This window comes from Treponema sp. OMZ 790 (assembly GCF_024181285.1).
Lineage (GTDB): Bacteria > Spirochaetota > Spirochaetia > Treponematales > Treponemataceae > Treponema_B.
In genome coordinates, this window is the sequence record NZ_CP051201.1 from 990729 (window position 1) to 1005110 (window position 14382).

The 14382-nt window shown below is 38.0% G+C and carries 18 protein-coding genes and 5 pseudogenes; 15 read left to right on the forward strand and 8 right to left on the reverse strand.

The window, feature by feature from the left end; genetic code table 11:
- The 5 genes and pseudogenes from E4O01_RS04800 to E4O01_RS04820 all read left to right on the forward strand — a co-directional run bounded on the left by E4O01_RS04800 (position 1) and on the right by E4O01_RS04820 (position 2009).
- Entirely contained in the window at positions 1-414 is a 414-nt protein-coding gene (locus tag E4O01_RS04800) for a nitrilase-related carbon-nitrogen hydrolase (protein ID WP_253730196.1), read from the forward strand.
- Positions 411-827 (forward strand): bactofilin family protein, encoded by a 417-nt coding sequence (locus E4O01_RS04805; protein ID WP_253694689.1) that lies wholly within the window; start codon positions 411-413, stop codon positions 825-827. The genes E4O01_RS04800 and E4O01_RS04805 overlap by 4 nt, the downstream gene beginning before the upstream one ends.
- A 26-nt stretch (positions 828-853) precedes the next feature.
- The gene (locus tag E4O01_RS04810) at positions 854-1411 is read left to right on the forward strand and encodes a CinA family protein (RefSeq protein ID WP_253694690.1); all 558 of its coding nucleotides are present in this window, start codon (positions 854-856) and stop codon (positions 1409-1411) included.
- Positions 1412-1427: 16 nt separating this feature from the next.
- Positions 1428-1876, forward strand: a pseudogene (locus tag E4O01_RS04815) (DUF3841 domain-containing protein).
- Positions 1877-1883: 7 nt separating this feature from the next.
- Positions 1884-2009: a DUF3841 domain-containing protein gene (locus tag E4O01_RS04820; protein WP_253730197.1), complete on the forward strand. Its 126-nt coding sequence runs from the start codon at positions 1884-1886 to the stop codon at positions 2007-2009.
- Positions 2010-2134: 125 nt separating this feature from the next.
- Here the strand turns inward: E4O01_RS04820 and E4O01_RS04825 are convergent.
- The 8 genes and pseudogenes from E4O01_RS04825 to E4O01_RS04865 form a co-directional block, all read right to left on the reverse strand.
- Positions 2135-3070: pseudogene (locus E4O01_RS04825) on the reverse strand (hypothetical protein).
- 12 nt (positions 3071-3082) lie between these two features.
- Complete coding sequence (locus tag E4O01_RS04830; protein ID WP_253730198.1) at positions 3083-3223, reverse strand: hypothetical protein; 141 nt, start codon at positions 3221-3223, stop codon at positions 3083-3085.
- 424 nt (positions 3224-3647) lie between these two features.
- The gene (locus E4O01_RS04835; RefSeq protein WP_253694695.1) at positions 3648-4223 is read right to left on the reverse strand and encodes a hypothetical protein; all 576 of its coding nucleotides are present in this window, start codon (positions 4221-4223) and stop codon (positions 3648-3650) included.
- A 64-nt stretch (positions 4224-4287) separates the two neighbouring features.
- Complete coding sequence (locus tag E4O01_RS04840) at positions 4288-4845, reverse strand: hypothetical protein (RefSeq protein WP_253694696.1); 558 nt, start codon at positions 4843-4845, stop codon at positions 4288-4290.
- A gap of 24 nt (positions 4846-4869) precedes the next feature.
- On the reverse strand, positions 4870-5808 hold the full coding sequence (locus E4O01_RS04845; protein ID WP_253694697.1) for an NADase-type glycan-binding domain-containing protein: 939 nt from the start codon (positions 5806-5808) through the stop codon (positions 4870-4872).
- A 24-nt stretch (positions 5809-5832) separates the two neighbouring features.
- Positions 5833-6761: pseudogene (locus E4O01_RS04850) on the reverse strand (hypothetical protein).
- An 87-nt stretch (positions 6762-6848) separates the two neighbouring features.
- Positions 6849-7121 carry a hypothetical protein gene (locus E4O01_RS04860; protein WP_253730201.1) on the reverse strand — a complete coding sequence of 91 codons (273 nt, stop codon included), beginning with the start codon at positions 7119-7121 and terminating at the stop codon, positions 6849-6851.
- Complete coding sequence (locus E4O01_RS04865) at positions 7118-8104, reverse strand: hypothetical protein (protein ID WP_253730202.1); 987 nt, start codon at positions 8102-8104, stop codon at positions 7118-7120. Before E4O01_RS04865 ends, E4O01_RS04860 begins: the two co-directional genes overlap by 4 nt.
- A 425-nt stretch (positions 8105-8529) precedes the next feature.
- On the opposite strand from E4O01_RS04865, the pseudogene gpmA reads away from it, so the two are divergent.
- The 10 genes and pseudogenes from gpmA (at position 8530) to E4O01_RS14805 (ending at position 14323) form a co-directional block, all read left to right on the forward strand.
- Positions 8530-9283: pseudogene (gene gpmA / locus E4O01_RS04870) on the forward strand (2,3-diphosphoglycerate-dependent phosphoglycerate mutase).
- Between the two features lie 66 nt (positions 9284-9349).
- Positions 9350-10154, forward strand: a pseudogene (locus E4O01_RS14770) (M81 family metallopeptidase).
- Positions 10154-10720, forward strand: a complete 567-nt coding sequence (locus tag E4O01_RS04880; RefSeq protein WP_253730203.1) for an MlrC C-terminal domain-containing protein — start codon at positions 10154-10156, stop codon at positions 10718-10720. Before E4O01_RS14770 ends, E4O01_RS04880 begins: the two are co-directional and overlap by 1 nt.
- 54 nt (positions 10721-10774) lie before the next feature.
- On the forward strand, positions 10775-10966 hold the full coding sequence (locus E4O01_RS14775) for a hypothetical protein (protein WP_371922615.1): 192 nt from the start codon (positions 10775-10777) through the stop codon (positions 10964-10966).
- Positions 10917-11441, forward strand: coding sequence for a BadF/BadG/BcrA/BcrD ATPase family protein (locus tag E4O01_RS14780; RefSeq protein WP_371922616.1), 525 nt, complete (start codon positions 10917-10919; stop codon positions 11439-11441). Before E4O01_RS14775 ends, E4O01_RS14780 begins: the two co-directional genes overlap by 50 nt.
- A gap of 715 nt (positions 11442-12156) precedes the next feature.
- A complete protein-coding gene (locus E4O01_RS14785) occupies positions 12157-12387 on the forward strand; it encodes a BadF/BadG/BcrA/BcrD ATPase family protein (RefSeq protein ID WP_371922617.1) in 231 nt (76 codons plus the stop codon).
- Between the two features lie 60 nt (positions 12388-12447).
- On the forward strand, positions 12448-13443 hold the full coding sequence (locus E4O01_RS14790; protein ID WP_371922618.1) for an acyl-CoA dehydratase activase-related protein: 996 nt from the start codon (positions 12448-12450) through the stop codon (positions 13441-13443).
- On the forward strand, positions 13430-13660 hold the full coding sequence (locus tag E4O01_RS14795; RefSeq protein ID WP_371922619.1) for an acyl-CoA dehydratase activase-related protein: 231 nt from the start codon (positions 13430-13432) through the stop codon (positions 13658-13660). The genes E4O01_RS14790 and E4O01_RS14795 overlap by 14 nt, the downstream gene beginning before the upstream one ends.
- 7 nt (positions 13661-13667) lie before the next feature.
- Positions 13668-14114, forward strand: a complete 447-nt coding sequence (locus tag E4O01_RS14800) for a hypothetical protein (protein WP_371922620.1) — start codon at positions 13668-13670, stop codon at positions 14112-14114.
- 62 nt (positions 14115-14176) lie between these two features.
- On the forward strand, positions 14177-14323 hold the full coding sequence (locus E4O01_RS14805) for a hypothetical protein (protein WP_371922621.1): 147 nt from the start codon (positions 14177-14179) through the stop codon (positions 14321-14323).
- Positions 14324-14382: the final 59 nt, after the last annotated feature.

Consider the following 14382-nt stretch of genomic DNA (forward strand, 5'->3'; position numbering starts at 1 on the left):
GTGCCAATTTGTTTTGAGGATACCTTCGGCTATATTTCAAGGGATTTTTCAAAAAACGGTGCAAATATCATAATTAATCTTACAAATGATGCTTGGGCAAGAAGCCTTGTAAGCCAATACCAGCATTTGGCTATGGCCGTTTTTAGATCTGCGGAAAATCGCATACCCGTATTGCGGGCTGCAAGTTCCGGTCAAACGGCTTTTATCGATCAAAACGGCAGCATAAAAAAAATGGCGGCTCCGTTTACAAAGGACATTTTAATTGCAGATGTACCCGTCTTGACAGAAGGATATAAAACGGTTTACTCTTATTTTGGTGATTTTTTCGGAGTATTTTGCACAATAGGTTCAATTATGATTTTGTGCTTTATCATAGTGAATAAATTTATCGAGAAAAATTCGGAGGTTAAATGAAACGGAATAATAAATATAAAGAAAAGAATGTGACGGTTTTAGGTAAAGAAACCGTTTTTGACGGAGTGATGAAATTTTCTGAAAGTTTGCAAATTGAAGGTAAATTTATCGGTGCCATAGATTCTCAAGGTTCTTTACATGTGTCAAAAAGTGCCGATTGCAGAGTTCAGTATGTAAAGGCTGCTTCTATTACCGTTGAAGGCTCTGTTGTCGGGTCCCTTTCTGCTGCCGATAAAGTTGATTTAAAATCCGGATGTTCCGTTAAAGGCGATATTACAGCCGGGAAGTTAAGAATAGCCGACAAGGTTTCTTTTGAGGGCTCTGTCAGAATGATTAAAAATACCGGTGTTCCCGAAAAAAACTTTTTTTCGATAAAGTCGGAGCAGCTTAAAGAACAGCTTAGCCGTCAATAATTTAAAAGCTTTTAAGGTAAAGCTGAGTGATTGATTTTGAACTTGTAAAAAAAGTTTTTTTTGTTCTAAAAGAAAGAGACATAAAACTTATAACCTGCGAATCATTGACCGGAGGTTTAATATCTTCGGAGTTTACAAAAATTCCGGGTGCGTCCGAAGTTCTTTGGGGCGGCTATGTGGTATATACGCCTCAGGCAAAAATTGAACTTTTAGATGTAGACCCTATGATTTTAAAAAACTTCGGCCTTGTGAGTGCTCAAACCGTAGAAGCCATGAACTTGGGAGCCGTTAATACGTTTTTAGCGGCTTCTTCCGCTCCGATTTCTGTAGTTTCTATTGCCGTAAGCGGAGCGGCCGGCCCTTCGAGTCTTGAAGGCCATCCGGCCGGAACTGTATATGTGTCTTCTGCTCTTTTTGATTCTAAAAACTTGAATTTTAAAATTCAAAACGGTTTAAAAAAAGTCGAAAAATCTTCTCTTTTATTTGATACTCATTTTTATAAATTTTCGGGTTCAAGGGATGAGGTGAGAGAACAAACTTTAAATAAAGCTTTTTTACATGTTCTATCATTGATAAAAAATTGATAATCATACACAAGTTATGAAAAAGATAAGACTTTATACAAGACAAGATATTCGTTCGTTAAAAGAAATTGAAGAATTAGGATGTTTTACAAATAAAATTTCTTATGTTAAAGAACAGTTTGATGATATGTCGGATTATATTTTAGATTGTTATAAATATTTTGTAAAGAAGCTTCTACGCGCGTTACAAAAGCTGAAAATGTAGAACTTCCGGTGTGGTGTTCAATAAGCAACGAAAATTGTCTTCATCCGATTGAAAATACTATTGTTTATGTTTTGGATGTACCTGAAGACGAAGTTATTTATTTTGACGGTACAAAATGGGATTATGTTTTAAATCACCATTATATTCCTTTGGATGAAGAGGATCATAAAAGTTACAAGGCTCATTTAAAAGAAAGAGGTTTTGATAACGGTTTTGAATTTTTACCGGGAAATATAAGGGAAATTTCCGCAAGAAGTTAAAATAATCATGGACAGTTGGACAAGAATTTTTGATATTGATGAATGGAATATTTTTAAAGTTCAGGCAAATATCTGGCAGATTAAAAAAGAATGGATAAAAACTATAGTGAATATCGGAGAACCTATTCCGTAATTTTTTTGTTTTAATATACATGAAAAAAAGAACGGCAGCTTCTATTAGAAACTGCCGTGATTTTAAGTGTTGAACTGAAATTATAAATATGGAATACTGTTTTTCGTAAGACTCCTCCAAGTCTTTTATTCGTAAGGAATAACCTCAGTTCTCCACAAAATCATAAAATGAATAGCAGTGTCCTCGTACTTTGTTCCCTTGTACACATCCAATATCGTAATCTTAACATCTTCTTGTTCCGGCAAAAAGCTTATATCGACAGTTTGAGGATGAGGCGTATCTTTTACGGTAAATTCCTTTTTCTTTCCGCTTTTAACACCCTCAACAGATATTTTTTTAATCCTTCCGTTTTCATCATAAAGCTTAGGGTTTGAAGCTGAAATATAACCGTTCATCAAGAGGATGTATTTATCATCACTATTTTTCCATGTTTTTATAACAAAGGATTCTCCTATACCCCAACCGTCTACTCCTTCTACCCAAGGAGTATCTTGGTTCATATCAGATAGGTTTTCTATCTTGTACTCTCTTTTTTCTTTTTTTGTTTCTTCAACAAGATGTGAATTTACATTTTCATAATTGAATAAAGGATACTCTCCTGTTCCTCCCATAGGAAATCTTGTAAAAAAATCTGATGCTTCTTCACCATTGAGTGCAGGCAACATGCCCAGGCCTATAACAGCGTCCTCATTTTCTCCCCAAGCTTTTTTTGCCAAGCCCGTTAAAAGCATAAACTTATTGCCTAAATATTCTTTTGATTCGGGATCAAGATTTGCATATAGGTCTTCAGGCATGTCCGCATTCAATTCGAATAGAGGAAAGCGGCCTACGTACTTTTTTTTTGTACTTGTAGATTTTTTTTACCTCTTGCTCTTTTGAATTATACCAGCTTATCTCAATCATGTTTCCTTTTGGAATCGATAAAATAAGCAACAGGAGGTCCATCCGTATATCCGAAGCCTGTTAAATCAAAGTTTTGCCCTATTGCAAAACTACCCATAATTAAAAAGACACAAAAGTGAAGTTTTTTTTAATAAACCGATCTTTCTTTCTAAAAACATTTTCGTTTCTCCTTACTGTTTTATATATGAATAGAAAAGCCCTAAAATCTTACCATTTTTCTTATCGGGAAGCCAAATATCAAGTTGTGTATTTCCTATATTTTTATTATAAAATTTTACTATTATAGAAATATCATTTTTTTTAGGCTCCATAACGGTAAACTCCAGTTTCTTGTTTTTAATCTTTTTAATAATTTGTGAGTATGTATCATTTCTTTCGATAATAAGCCCTTTTATATCAACCTTATGAAAATCTCAAGATCGAAACCTATATGTTCGAAAATGCCGTCATTGGTTAGAGTAATTATAAATCCATCATCCTCATACATAATATTGAATCTTCCGGGTGTATGTTTGTAAAATGTCGGCTTACCGAATTTCTTTTCAATATCTTTTTTGCTAAGTACCGAATTAAATTTGAATTCTTTTCCCTGCACTATAATGGTGCCATCGGCGATTTTAACTTCACTGATATCATTTGAATATATTTGTATTAAAAAAATACAAAACAAAGCACAAATAAAAATATTATTTTTCTTTTTAAAAACATTTTCTTTATCTCCTTATAATGAATATTTTATTCATGAATAAGATCCATATACAGTGCTGTGGCCATGAGTACAGGCTGCCTTCCAGACTCAGCACATATAATTGTTATATTTACTTTTCCGAATTTTTTGCTGATAAAGTCCATATCTATCATGGGATTAGTACCTTCTTTTTCATAAAGATTGTATGTGATTTTAAGAGCCTTTATTTTTTTTTGGATACTATTATATGTATCATCCGGTCTTATTTCTAGATCATATATTACAATCGGATCCGTATCTTCATTTGTTATAAAAAATTCAAATCCGCAAAAATAATTTTGACGGTCAAACATGAATATCAATCTTTCCTCTTTATAAATAACCTCAAGAAGTTTTGCCTTATCTGCAACTCCAAAAGCTTTACCTATTTTTGCTTCCAAGTCTTTTAACGTATATTTTTTACCCGGAATTAACTTTTGATTTCTAAATATAAAGGGAGCATCATTGACTATGAACTTTGCCTTTTCTGCCGCACTAAGAGCTGATGCAAAACTACCTACAACTAACAAAAGGCATAAAAATGCACTTTTTTTCGATAAACCGATTTTTCTTTTTAATAACATTTTCTTTTCTCCTTGTAAAAGTTTTTAATTAGTTTTTTAAATCATGCATATTTTTAGCGACAGCTTAATCCACATACCAAAGGCTTACATATGTTACTTCTTGTTTATTTGAAGTTGAACAATAAATTACTAAGAGAACATTTCCAAATTTATTTTTAAATCTAACTTTGAATTCAAGATCTCTATGATTTGCTTTATAAATAACATTAAAGTTTCTTTTGAGCTCTATTAGTTTTTTGACTATGCTTGAATGATTGTCATCTTTTGATATGAATAATCCATAGATATTTAAGCCTTTTATTTTTTCGGGATATTTAAAAACAAACCCATCAAATGAATTCTCTTGGTCAAAATTAAAAACAATCTTATCCTCATAAGAACGACACCAACCTCCCGGATTGTCTTCATGCCAATCAGGTTTACCCAATTTTTTTTCAATTTCGTCTCTGGTGTATTTTTTCCACGGAATAAGAGGCAAGTCCTTATAAATAAAAGGTTCATCGCTAATTACGAATTCTGCCTTTTCTGCCGCATTAAGAGCTGCTGCAAAACTACCCACAACTAACAAAAGGCATAAAAATGCACTTTTTTTCGATAAACCGATTTTTTCTTTTAAAAACATTTTCTTTTCTCCTTATTAAAAGTTTTATTCGTAAGGAATAACCTCAGTTCTCCACAAAATCATAAAATGAATAGCCGTGTCCTCGTATTTTGTACCCTTGTACACATCCAATATGGTAATCTTAACATCTTCTTGTTCGGGTAAAAAACTTATGTCCACAGTTTGAGGATGGGGTGTATCCTTTACGGTGAATTCTTTTTTCTTGCCGCTTGTAACTCCCTCAACCATTATCTTTTTAATTCTTCCGTTTTCATCATAAAGTTTAGGATTTGAAGCTGAAATATAACCGTTCATCAGTAAAATGTATTTATCATCACTGCTCTTCCATGTTTTTATAACAAAGGACTCTCCTATACCCCAGCCGTCTACACCTTCTACCCAAGGAGTGTCTTCTCTCATGTCGCATAGATTTTCTATCTTGTATTCTCTTTTTCCTTCCTTTGATTTTTCGACAAGATGAGAACTTACATTTTCATAGTAAAAATAAGGTGTTTCTCCTGAGCCCCCTGAGGGAAATCTTGTAAAAAAGCCTTCTGCTTTTTTACCCTTGTGTGCAGGCAGCATGCCAAGACCTATAATATCATCCTCGTTTTCTTTCCAAGCTTTTTTTACCAAGCCCGTTAAAAGCATAAATTTATTGCCTAAATATTCTTTTGATTGAGGATCAAGGTTTGCATATAGGTCATCGGGCATATCGGTATTCAATTCAAATAATGGAAAACGGCCTATGTACTTTTTTTTGTAAGTATAGACCTTTTTTACCTCTTCTTCTTTTGCATTATACCAGCTTATTTCGATCTTATTTCCTTTTTGGAATTCGATAAAATAACCAAGTGGAACTCCGCCGGTATATCCGAAGCCTGCCAAATCAAAGTTTTGCCCTATTGCAAAGCTGCCCATAATTAAAAAAAGACATAAAAATAAGCTTTTTTTAAATAAACCGATCTTTCTTTTTAAAAACATTTTCTTCATCTCCTTATAAAAGTTTTATTCGTAAGGGATAACTTCGGTTCTCCACAAAATCATAAAATGAATAGCCGTGTCCTCGTATTTTGTACCCTTGTACACATCCAATATGGTAATCTTAACATCTTCTTGTTCGGGTAAAAAACTTATGTCCACAGTTTGAGGATGGGGTGTATCCTTTACGGTGAATTCTTTTTTCTTGCCGCTTGTAAGACCCTCAACCATTATCTTTTTAATTCTTCCGTTTTCATCATAAAGTTTAGGATTTGAAGCTGAAATATAGCCGTTCATCAAGAGTATGTATTTATAAAAAGACATGTTTTTGGTGCTTATTGTAAATGTCTCTCCTATACCCCAGCCGTCTACGCCTTCTACCCAAGGGGTATCCTGTTCCATAATTGATAAATTTTCTATTTTATACTCTCTTTTTCCTTCTTTTGATTCTTCGACAAAATACGAACTTACATTTTCATAATTAAAACAAGGATATTCTCCTGTTCCTCCCATGGGAAAATCAGAAAAAAAGTCTGAAGCTTTTTTACCCTTGCGTGCGGGCAGCATACCCAGTCCTACAATACCGTCTTTATTTTCTCCCAAAGTTTTTTTCGCCAATCCCGTTAAAAGCATAAATTTATTTCCGTAATAGTTTTTTGATTCGGTATTAAGTCCTGCATATAGGTCTTCAGGCATATCGGCATTCAATTCAAATAAGGGAAAGCGGCCTATATACTTTTTTGTAAGTATAGATTTTTTACTCTTTCTGATTTGCATTATACCAGCTTATTTCAATCTCGTTTCCTTTTTGAATTCAATAAAATAGGGCATGGTACCGTATCCGTATATCCGAATCCCGTTAAATCAAAGTTTTGCCCTACGGCAAAACTACCCATAATTAAAAAGACATAAAATAAACTTTTTTTAAATAAACCGATTTTACTTTTTAAAAACATTTTCTTTTCTCCTTATAAAAGTTTTTAAGTAATTTTTTAAAACCGGACAGGTCTTTAACCTGTCCGGAAAATGTTGATAGTAAATAATTATATATCTACATGCCGTTTAGATGTTATGGTAACGCTGATATTTTCGGGAGTGATTCCTGTCAGCATATTCATAAAATCATCATGTGTGGACTGTCCTCCTGTTATGGACGAAATACACCCTGCAGACCAAGGATTAATCCATATTCTATTCCCGCCGTCTTTCGGTATAAAACCTTTTTTATATTCGGTAGCATGAAAAAGATAGTATTTGGAATTTATATCATCCCTAATATTTTTAGGAATGTTTGTATCCTTAGTTTGCAGCCTCAACGTATTTGCAATTTTATTGAATTATATGTACCATCTGCTTGCTCTGTCAGGTCTTCTGCCGTAAAATAATATTTACCGTCAGGTAAGGTCATACCTTCATGTTTATCGGCAAAGGCTTTACTTTCCGCATTAGCACCAACCATGTCCTGAATATTGCATTTTACAACCTGACCGCTGGCCAATTTTAAGCTTTCAATAGTCCTGACAGAATCGAATTCGTTTCCATACCCGTCATGCTCACGCTTAATTGAAATATCCATACCGTCAACATTAAAATTATTCATTTCGATATACCTGCCATTTACATCGATAGCAATAATTGGGCTTGAATAGTCATTGAGCTGTTTATCTACGGCAATGGCTTTTCCATTTAACCAACTAGATTCAACTTGACTGGCAAAATCAGTATCCATTTTTGCTAGCAATGCTGCTTTTCCTCTCTCTCTTGGTGATAAGATGTCTTTATTCCTTCCATTTCCGGTATTAGGGCCGGCAGATGATTTTGTGTCTGCCGGTGATGGAGTTGTTTGGTTCCCGGTATTCCCATTGTTGCCGGTGTTTCCGGCAGCAGGAGGGGGTTGATTTTCTCCGTTGTTGCCGTTTCCGCCGCCTGTACCTGAATTGGAATTATTGTCATCATCATCCCGGTGATCTCCGCGTTCTATTGAGTCATCATCACCGTCACGATCGTCACCATCATTTCTACCGTTGCCGCCTCCGTCATTTTCTGGAGGCTGTGTTTCATCCTGTCCCGGTTTAGGGTCAGTCGGTGCCGGTTCCGGGGGCGGAGTAGGTGTCGGCTCTGCCGGTTTCGGCTTTTTGATCGGCGGATTATTTGGATTAGGTTCAATAGGATTGTCATCAGTGTCTCCAGGGGTATTGCCATTGCCCGGCGGATTATCAGGTGCAGGTTCTGTGTCTATGGGTTTAGTTCCCCGAGCCGGCGGTTTAACCGGATTGGGTTTCGGGATCCAGTTCTCCACATTATCATCATTCGCTGTCGTTATAGGTATAAAGGCGAATGCCCGACTTTGGCTTCAGAATCATTTCTTCCGCCGTTACTGCCGGAGATTATAAAATCATCTAAATCTCTTAAGTAATAAGAATTTTTCCAACTTTCCATAAATTTTCTCCTTGTAAAAAAAATATTTTTTCCATGCATAGAAAATATGGAAGCTTTTGGAAATTACTTAATTTTCCTCCTGCTTCCATTATATTATAGCTTTTAATTAAAAACAAGACTACTTTTTCAAAAAAAATATAATTTTTTATATTTTGTCTTTTTTTGGGATATTTTTACTCATTTTTGAATAATATTTATAAAATTTTGCAGAATTTAAATAAAATTATTTTCTCTCTTGACACTATGACACCTATTGTATAATATTAACCTTAGTTGGAGGACTATATGAAATTGGTTTTGGTCAGGCATGGCGAAAGTGAATGGAACAAGCTTAATTTATTTACCGGATGGACGGATGTGGAATTAAGCGAAAAGGGTGTAGAAGAAGCAAAGGAGGGCGGAGTCTATTTAAAAAAAGAAGGTTTTGATTTTGACATCTGTTATACTTCTTATCTAAAAAGGGCAATCCACACACTCAATCATATTTTAAATGAGATGGATAGAGAATGGCTTCCCGTCATAAAAACTTGGAAGCTTAATGAAAGACATTACGGGGCCTTGCAGGGCTTAAACAAGGCAGAAACGGCCGAAAAATACGGAGAGGATCAGGTAAAAATTTGGCGCCGATCCTTTGATATTGCCCCTCCTGTCTTGGAAGGAGGAGATAAGCGTTGTCCCTATTTACAGGAACAATACAGGGGAATTGAAAAATCAGAGCTTCCCCTAACAGAAAGCTTAAAAGATACCATAGCCAGAGCCGTTCCTTTTTTTGAAGAGACTATAAAGCCTCAAATGCTTGAAAAAAAAAGAATTCTTATAACAGCCCATGGGAACTCCCTCAGGGCATTGGTCAAGTACTTTGAAAATTTAAGCGATGAAGAAATCATTTCCGTAAATATTCGACAGGCGTCCTCTTGGTCTACGAATTCGATAAGAATTTTAAGGTTATGAGTAAACGCTATCTGGGAGACCAAGAAAAATAAACGCAAAAATAAATGCAGTTGCAAATCAAGGAAAAAGAAATAAGGTAAGAATATAAAATGAAGCGAATTTAGTAGGATGCATAAATCACGAGTCGAACAGCTTTAATCCTATTATTACGGGTATTGAAGATTTTGTTATTTTTAGAGGAGAAGAAGTTTTAACAAAAGGTTTAAAACCCTATTACTCTTCTACCGGAATTATCGAAACTATTCAAAATGGGCTGGGAGGCAGTACCTGCCGTAGTTGCAAGGGCTGTTCCGAACGGCTTGGTGGATTATAATCTATATACCGAGCTTAAAAAGAATTTTAGCCTATATAGATAAGGCTCTTTTAGGCTCCGATTGACGGCATCTGCTTAGGCCTTCACGGTTCTTTAAAGGTTCAAAAATAGGACCTGCCGAAGGAGACCTTTAAAAGCAATCCGCGAAAAGCTTCCCCATATTCCTTTAACGACAGCTTTGGACATGCATGCTACCGTAACCGATGAGATGATTAAATATTGTGACGGTATCGTAGGTTATAAAACCGCTCCTCATATTGACTGCTATGAAACCGGTGTCCATGCAGCCGAACTTTTAAAAGCTGCCTTAGAGCCTTCAAATAAACTTTGTATAGGGTAAAAATCCCATGCTGGTGGCAGGAGAAAAAGCGAAACCGCCGCCGAGCCTATGAAGAGTTTAATCGCCTCTTGTGTCGAGGCCGAAAAGGAAAATGGCTTGCTTGCCGCCTCCGTTCTTTTGGGCTTTCCGTGGGCAGACAGCAAGGATAACGGAGTAAACATTGTAACAACTGCCTTAAACGATCAGGCCCTTGCAGACAGGGCAGCCTTAAAGATAGCCAAGGAATTTGGGCCGAGCGTCATAATTAAATTTAAGGTAGAGCATTATGATTCCTTTACTTCAATAAAACCGCTGTTGAATCTGTAGTGCAAAATAAAGAAGGCCCCGTCTTTGTCTCCGATTCGGGAGATAATCCATACAGCCGGTTCTTCGGGGATTCCACCGAGTGCTTTGAGGCCCTTTTAAAACAAAAAGAAGCTTTAAAAGCTCTACCCACTAAGGTGCTTTATTCAGGATTTTTTGATAAGGCTGCCGTTGAAAAATGCTTTGAGGCAGGGGAGGGCTCTTCCTTAGAAATAACTATAGGCGGAACATGGGATAAAATCAACGGCAAAAAAATTCCTTGCCCCGTAAAGGTTTTAAAACTTGTAAAAAACTACGGCGTTTATGATTCCCGATTGGCTTTTGTCGAAATGGAAGACATAAGAATAGTTTTAACCTCAAATCACATAGGCTTCGGGGATGATGAGCTCTTGCCTGCCGGGTGTAAACGCAGAAGATTATTGTATAGTTATCGTAAAGCTGGGTTATTTGGAACCCTGTTTTCAAAAATAGCAAAGAGGGCGATATTGGCGGAATCTAAGGGCTGTTCAAACGAGGTCTTGGAAACCTTGATTACCCTCAAACTCGCGTCCAATATATCCCTTGGATAAGGACATGGATATAAAATTATAATTTAAAATCGGTTGGTGTTATGAATAGAGAGAGTGCTGCGTTTCGGAATCGATGTCGGCTCGACAACCGTAAAGGTTGTTGTTTTAGAAGATGACGGAACGGTTTTGTTCAGTAAGTATCAAAGGCATAGGGCCGATATACGGACAACTATTATATCCGTTTGCGAACTTGCTGTTGAAGCTGTCGAAAAAATACGGAGAAGATGTAGAGCTCCCTCATTGTAACGGGATCAGGAGGGCTTGCCGTTTCGCACTGGCTCAATATACCCTTTATTCAAGAGGTCGTAGCCTCAACTGCCGCCGTAAAATAATTCCTCACACCGATGTTATAATAGAACTCGGCGGCGAGGATGCAAAGATTACTTATTTTGAGCACGCCAATATCGAGCAAAGAATGAACGGAACCTGTGCAGGAGGTACGGGCTCTTTTATAGACCAGATGGCCGCCCTCTTGGAAACCGATGCCTTGGGCTTAAACGAGCTTGCAAAAAATGCTAAGACCATTTACCCTATAGCCGCCCGCTGCGGAGTCTTTGCCAAGACCGACGTTCAGCCTCTCATAAACGAGGGGCAAAAGAGAAGACATAGCAGCCAGTATCTTCAAGCTGTAGTAAGCCAGACTATTTCGGGGCTTGCCTGCGGTAAACCCATCCGCGGAAAGGTTGCTTTTGGGAGGCCCCTTACATTTTGGATCAGTTAAGGCACAGGTTTATCGAAACCTTAAAACTTAATGATGATGAAATTATCACGCCTGAAAATTCTGAGCTCTTTGTAGCCATGGGGCAGCCTTGAGTGCTGCCGGAGGCTTTAAGATACCCAAGGCCTCAAGCTCTCCCTTTAACCGGCCTGCTCTCTGGGACCTAAAAGGCCCGGTTTAAAACTTTTCAAAAGAGCGAATGCAAATCTCCTCTTATTTTTGAAGAAGAAGTTGAAGCCGAACCAATTTTATAAAACTTTCAAAATTCAAAAGATATTTATAAGATAGCTTCTTCCGAGATGCCCGAGGTTCAGCGCCTTCCTCCTCTTTAAAATGAAGAAGAACTTGAGACTTTCAGGATAAGGCATGCAAAGGAAAAAGCTCCCCGGCCGATATTTCTCTGCTTCCGGCCCCGTCTTTAGGGCTTGATGCAGGCTCAACTACCACCAAGGCCGTTTTAATTGATGGGGAAGGAAAATTCTTGGCGTTTTATGACGTAAATGCAGGAAACCCTGTCGAACTTGCAAGGGTTTTAAAGACCTTTACAAAATGCTTCCTCCAAAGCCTATATAGCCCGCTCCGTTTCTACAGGATATGGGGAGGGCCTTTTTCAGGCTGCTTTGGGTGTAGATGCAGGAGAGGTTGAAACGATCGCACACTACCGTGCCGCAGAATCTTTTACCCGAGTAGACTTCCTTTGGATATAGGCGGTCAAGATATGAAGTGCCTCCGCATGAAAAACGGAGCCATAAGCTCTATTCAGCTGAATGAAGCTTGTTCCTCAGGCTGCGGAAGCTTTTTGGATAACTTTGCCCGATCCCTCGGAATGAGCATAAGCGAATTTGCGAGCATGGCTCTTCTTGCCGAAAAACCCGTAGATTTAGGTACACGATGCACGGTTTTTATGAACAGCCGAGTTAAGCAGGCTCAAAAGAAGGAGCCTCGGTAGGAGACATTTCTTCAGGTCTTTCTTATTCCGTTATAAAAATGCCTCTTTAAGGTTATTAAATTGCGCGATGCCTCCGAGGTAGGAAGCAAGGTTATAGTGCAGGGCGGAACCTTTAATAACGATGCCGTTTTGCGTGCTTTTGAGCTTGTTTCGGGAAGACAGGCTGTCCGCCCGGATGTCGCAGGGCTTATGGGTGCATACGGAGCTGCCTTAATTGCAAAAGATCAATGGCATGACCTTGACGAAGAAAATCTTTCTGAAGGAAAAATAAGATCGAACATTGCCGATATGGAAGGCTTGGAAAATTTTAAGGTAAAGCTTGATTTATTGCGCTGTCCCAAATGCCCAAATAACTGCCTTTTAACCGTAAACACCTTCGATATTTGCGGGGTAAAACGGCGATTTATTACGGGAAACAGATGTGAACGCGGTGCTGAACTCGACAAAAACAGCGGACTTGAAGAGTGTTCATCTCAAGTTTCCGTTAAGGATCAAGGAGGCGTAAATAAAAAAGATATACCCAACCTCTTTGACTGGAAGTATAAGAGGCTTTTTAAATATAAACCCATTCCCAAAATGAAGCTCCACGGGCGAGATAGGAATCCGCGGGTTTTAAACATGTACGAAAACTATCCGTTCTGGTTTACCTTTTTTACTGAGCTGGGATTTTCGGTTAGAATTTCTCCCCGCTCAACCAGAGGAACCTACGAGATGGGTCTTGAATCTATTCCGTCCGAATCGGTTTGTTATCCCGGAAAGATAGCTCACGGTCATATTGAGGCCCTCTTAAAATTAGGCGTAAAAAATATTTTCTATCCCTGTATTCCTTACGAGAAAAAAGAAGATGACGGAGCCGGAAACCATTATAACTGTCCCATTGTTACAAGCTATCCTGAGGTTTTAAAAAACAATATCGATGTTCTAAGGCAGGATGCAAATATAATTTATTTAAATCCCTTTTTACCCTATTATGACAAGAACCGATTGATAGATCGTCTTCATGAGGAGCTGTGCAAAGTTTTCGATATGTTTGGAAGAAATAATGACTGCCGTTAATGCGGCATGGACCGAAGAAGAAGGCTTTAAAAAGGAAACGGAGGAGAAGGGAGAAGAGGTTTTACGCATAATGAAAGAAAAAAATCTTAAAGGCATTGTGCTTGCAGGCCGTCCCTATCACCTTGACCCCGAAATAAACCACGGCATCCCTGAAATGCTCAACGGTCTCGGTCTTGCGGTTTTAACCGAGGACTCGGTTGCCCACTTAGGAAAATAGAGCGCCCTTGCGTGTCGTAGATCAGTGGACTTATCATAACCGTCTCTATAGGGCCGGAAACTTTACTGCAACTCAAGATAATCTGGAATTTATACAGCTTACCAGCTTCGGCTGCGGTTTGGATGCGGTAACGGCCGATCAGGTTCAGGAAATAGTTGAGTCAAAGGGGAAGATGTACACCCTCATAAAAATAGATGAGGGTTCAAACCTCGGAGCCGTGAGAATAAGAGTACGTAGTCTTTTGGCTGCTGTCAAGGAAAGAAAGAGGCATAAACTTTCTTTAACAAGAAAAAGCTCGGCCTATGAGCGCATAGTTTTTTCAAAGGATATGGAAAAACGATACACTATTTTAGCCCCTCAGATGTCTCCCATTCATTTTGACCTTATAGGTGCGCTATTTCGCACTCAGGCTATAACCTGGAAATTCTTACCGAAATCGATCAAACTGCCGTAGAGTACGGCTTAAAGTATATAAACAATGATGCCTGTTATCCTGCCATCATAGTTGCAGGACAGATGATAGCAGCTCTAAAATCGGGCCGCTACGATTTACGCACCACAGCTTTGGCGATTACTCAAACCGGAGGAGGCTGCCGGGCCACAAACTACATAGGCTTTATAAGGCGGGCCCTTATAGATGCAGGCTTGGTTTTGTACCGGTAATAGGTATCAGTGCCCAGTCCATCGAAAAAATCCGGGTTTTAAATTAAAATTTTCCTGTT

Bases quoted from the DNA above. Each gene is read 5' to 3' on its own strand.
- E4O01_RS04805 (WP_253694689.1), top strand. From the start codon at position 411: ATGAAACGGAATAATAAATATAAAGAAAAGAATGTGACGGTTTTAGGT.
- E4O01_RS04820 (WP_253730197.1), top strand. From the start codon at position 1,884: ATGGACAGTTGGACAAGAATTTTTGATATTGATGAATGGAATATTTTT.
- E4O01_RS04830 (WP_253730198.1), bottom strand. From the start codon at position 3,223: ATGGAGCCTAAAAAAAATGATATTTCTATAATAGTAAAATTTTATAAT.
- E4O01_RS04835 (WP_253694695.1), bottom strand. From the start codon at position 4,223: ATGTTATTAAAAAGAAAAATCGGTTTATCGAAAAAAAGTGCATTTTTA.
- E4O01_RS04840 (WP_253694696.1), bottom strand. From the start codon at position 4,845: ATGTTTTTAAAAGAAAAAATCGGTTTATCGAAAAAAAGTGCATTTTTA.
- E4O01_RS04845 (WP_253694697.1), bottom strand. From the start codon at position 5,808: ATGTTTTTAAAAAGAAAGATCGGTTTATTTAAAAAAAGCTTATTTTTA.
- E4O01_RS14785 (WP_371922617.1), top strand. From the start codon at position 12,157: ATGAAGTGCCTCCGCATGAAAAACGGAGCCATAAGCTCTATTCAGCTG.
- E4O01_RS14795 (WP_371922619.1), top strand. From the start codon at position 13,430: ATGACTGCCGTTAATGCGGCATGGACCGAAGAAGAAGGCTTTAAAAAG.
- E4O01_RS14805 (WP_371922621.1), top strand. From the start codon at position 14,177: ATGATAGCAGCTCTAAAATCGGGCCGCTACGATTTACGCACCACAGCT.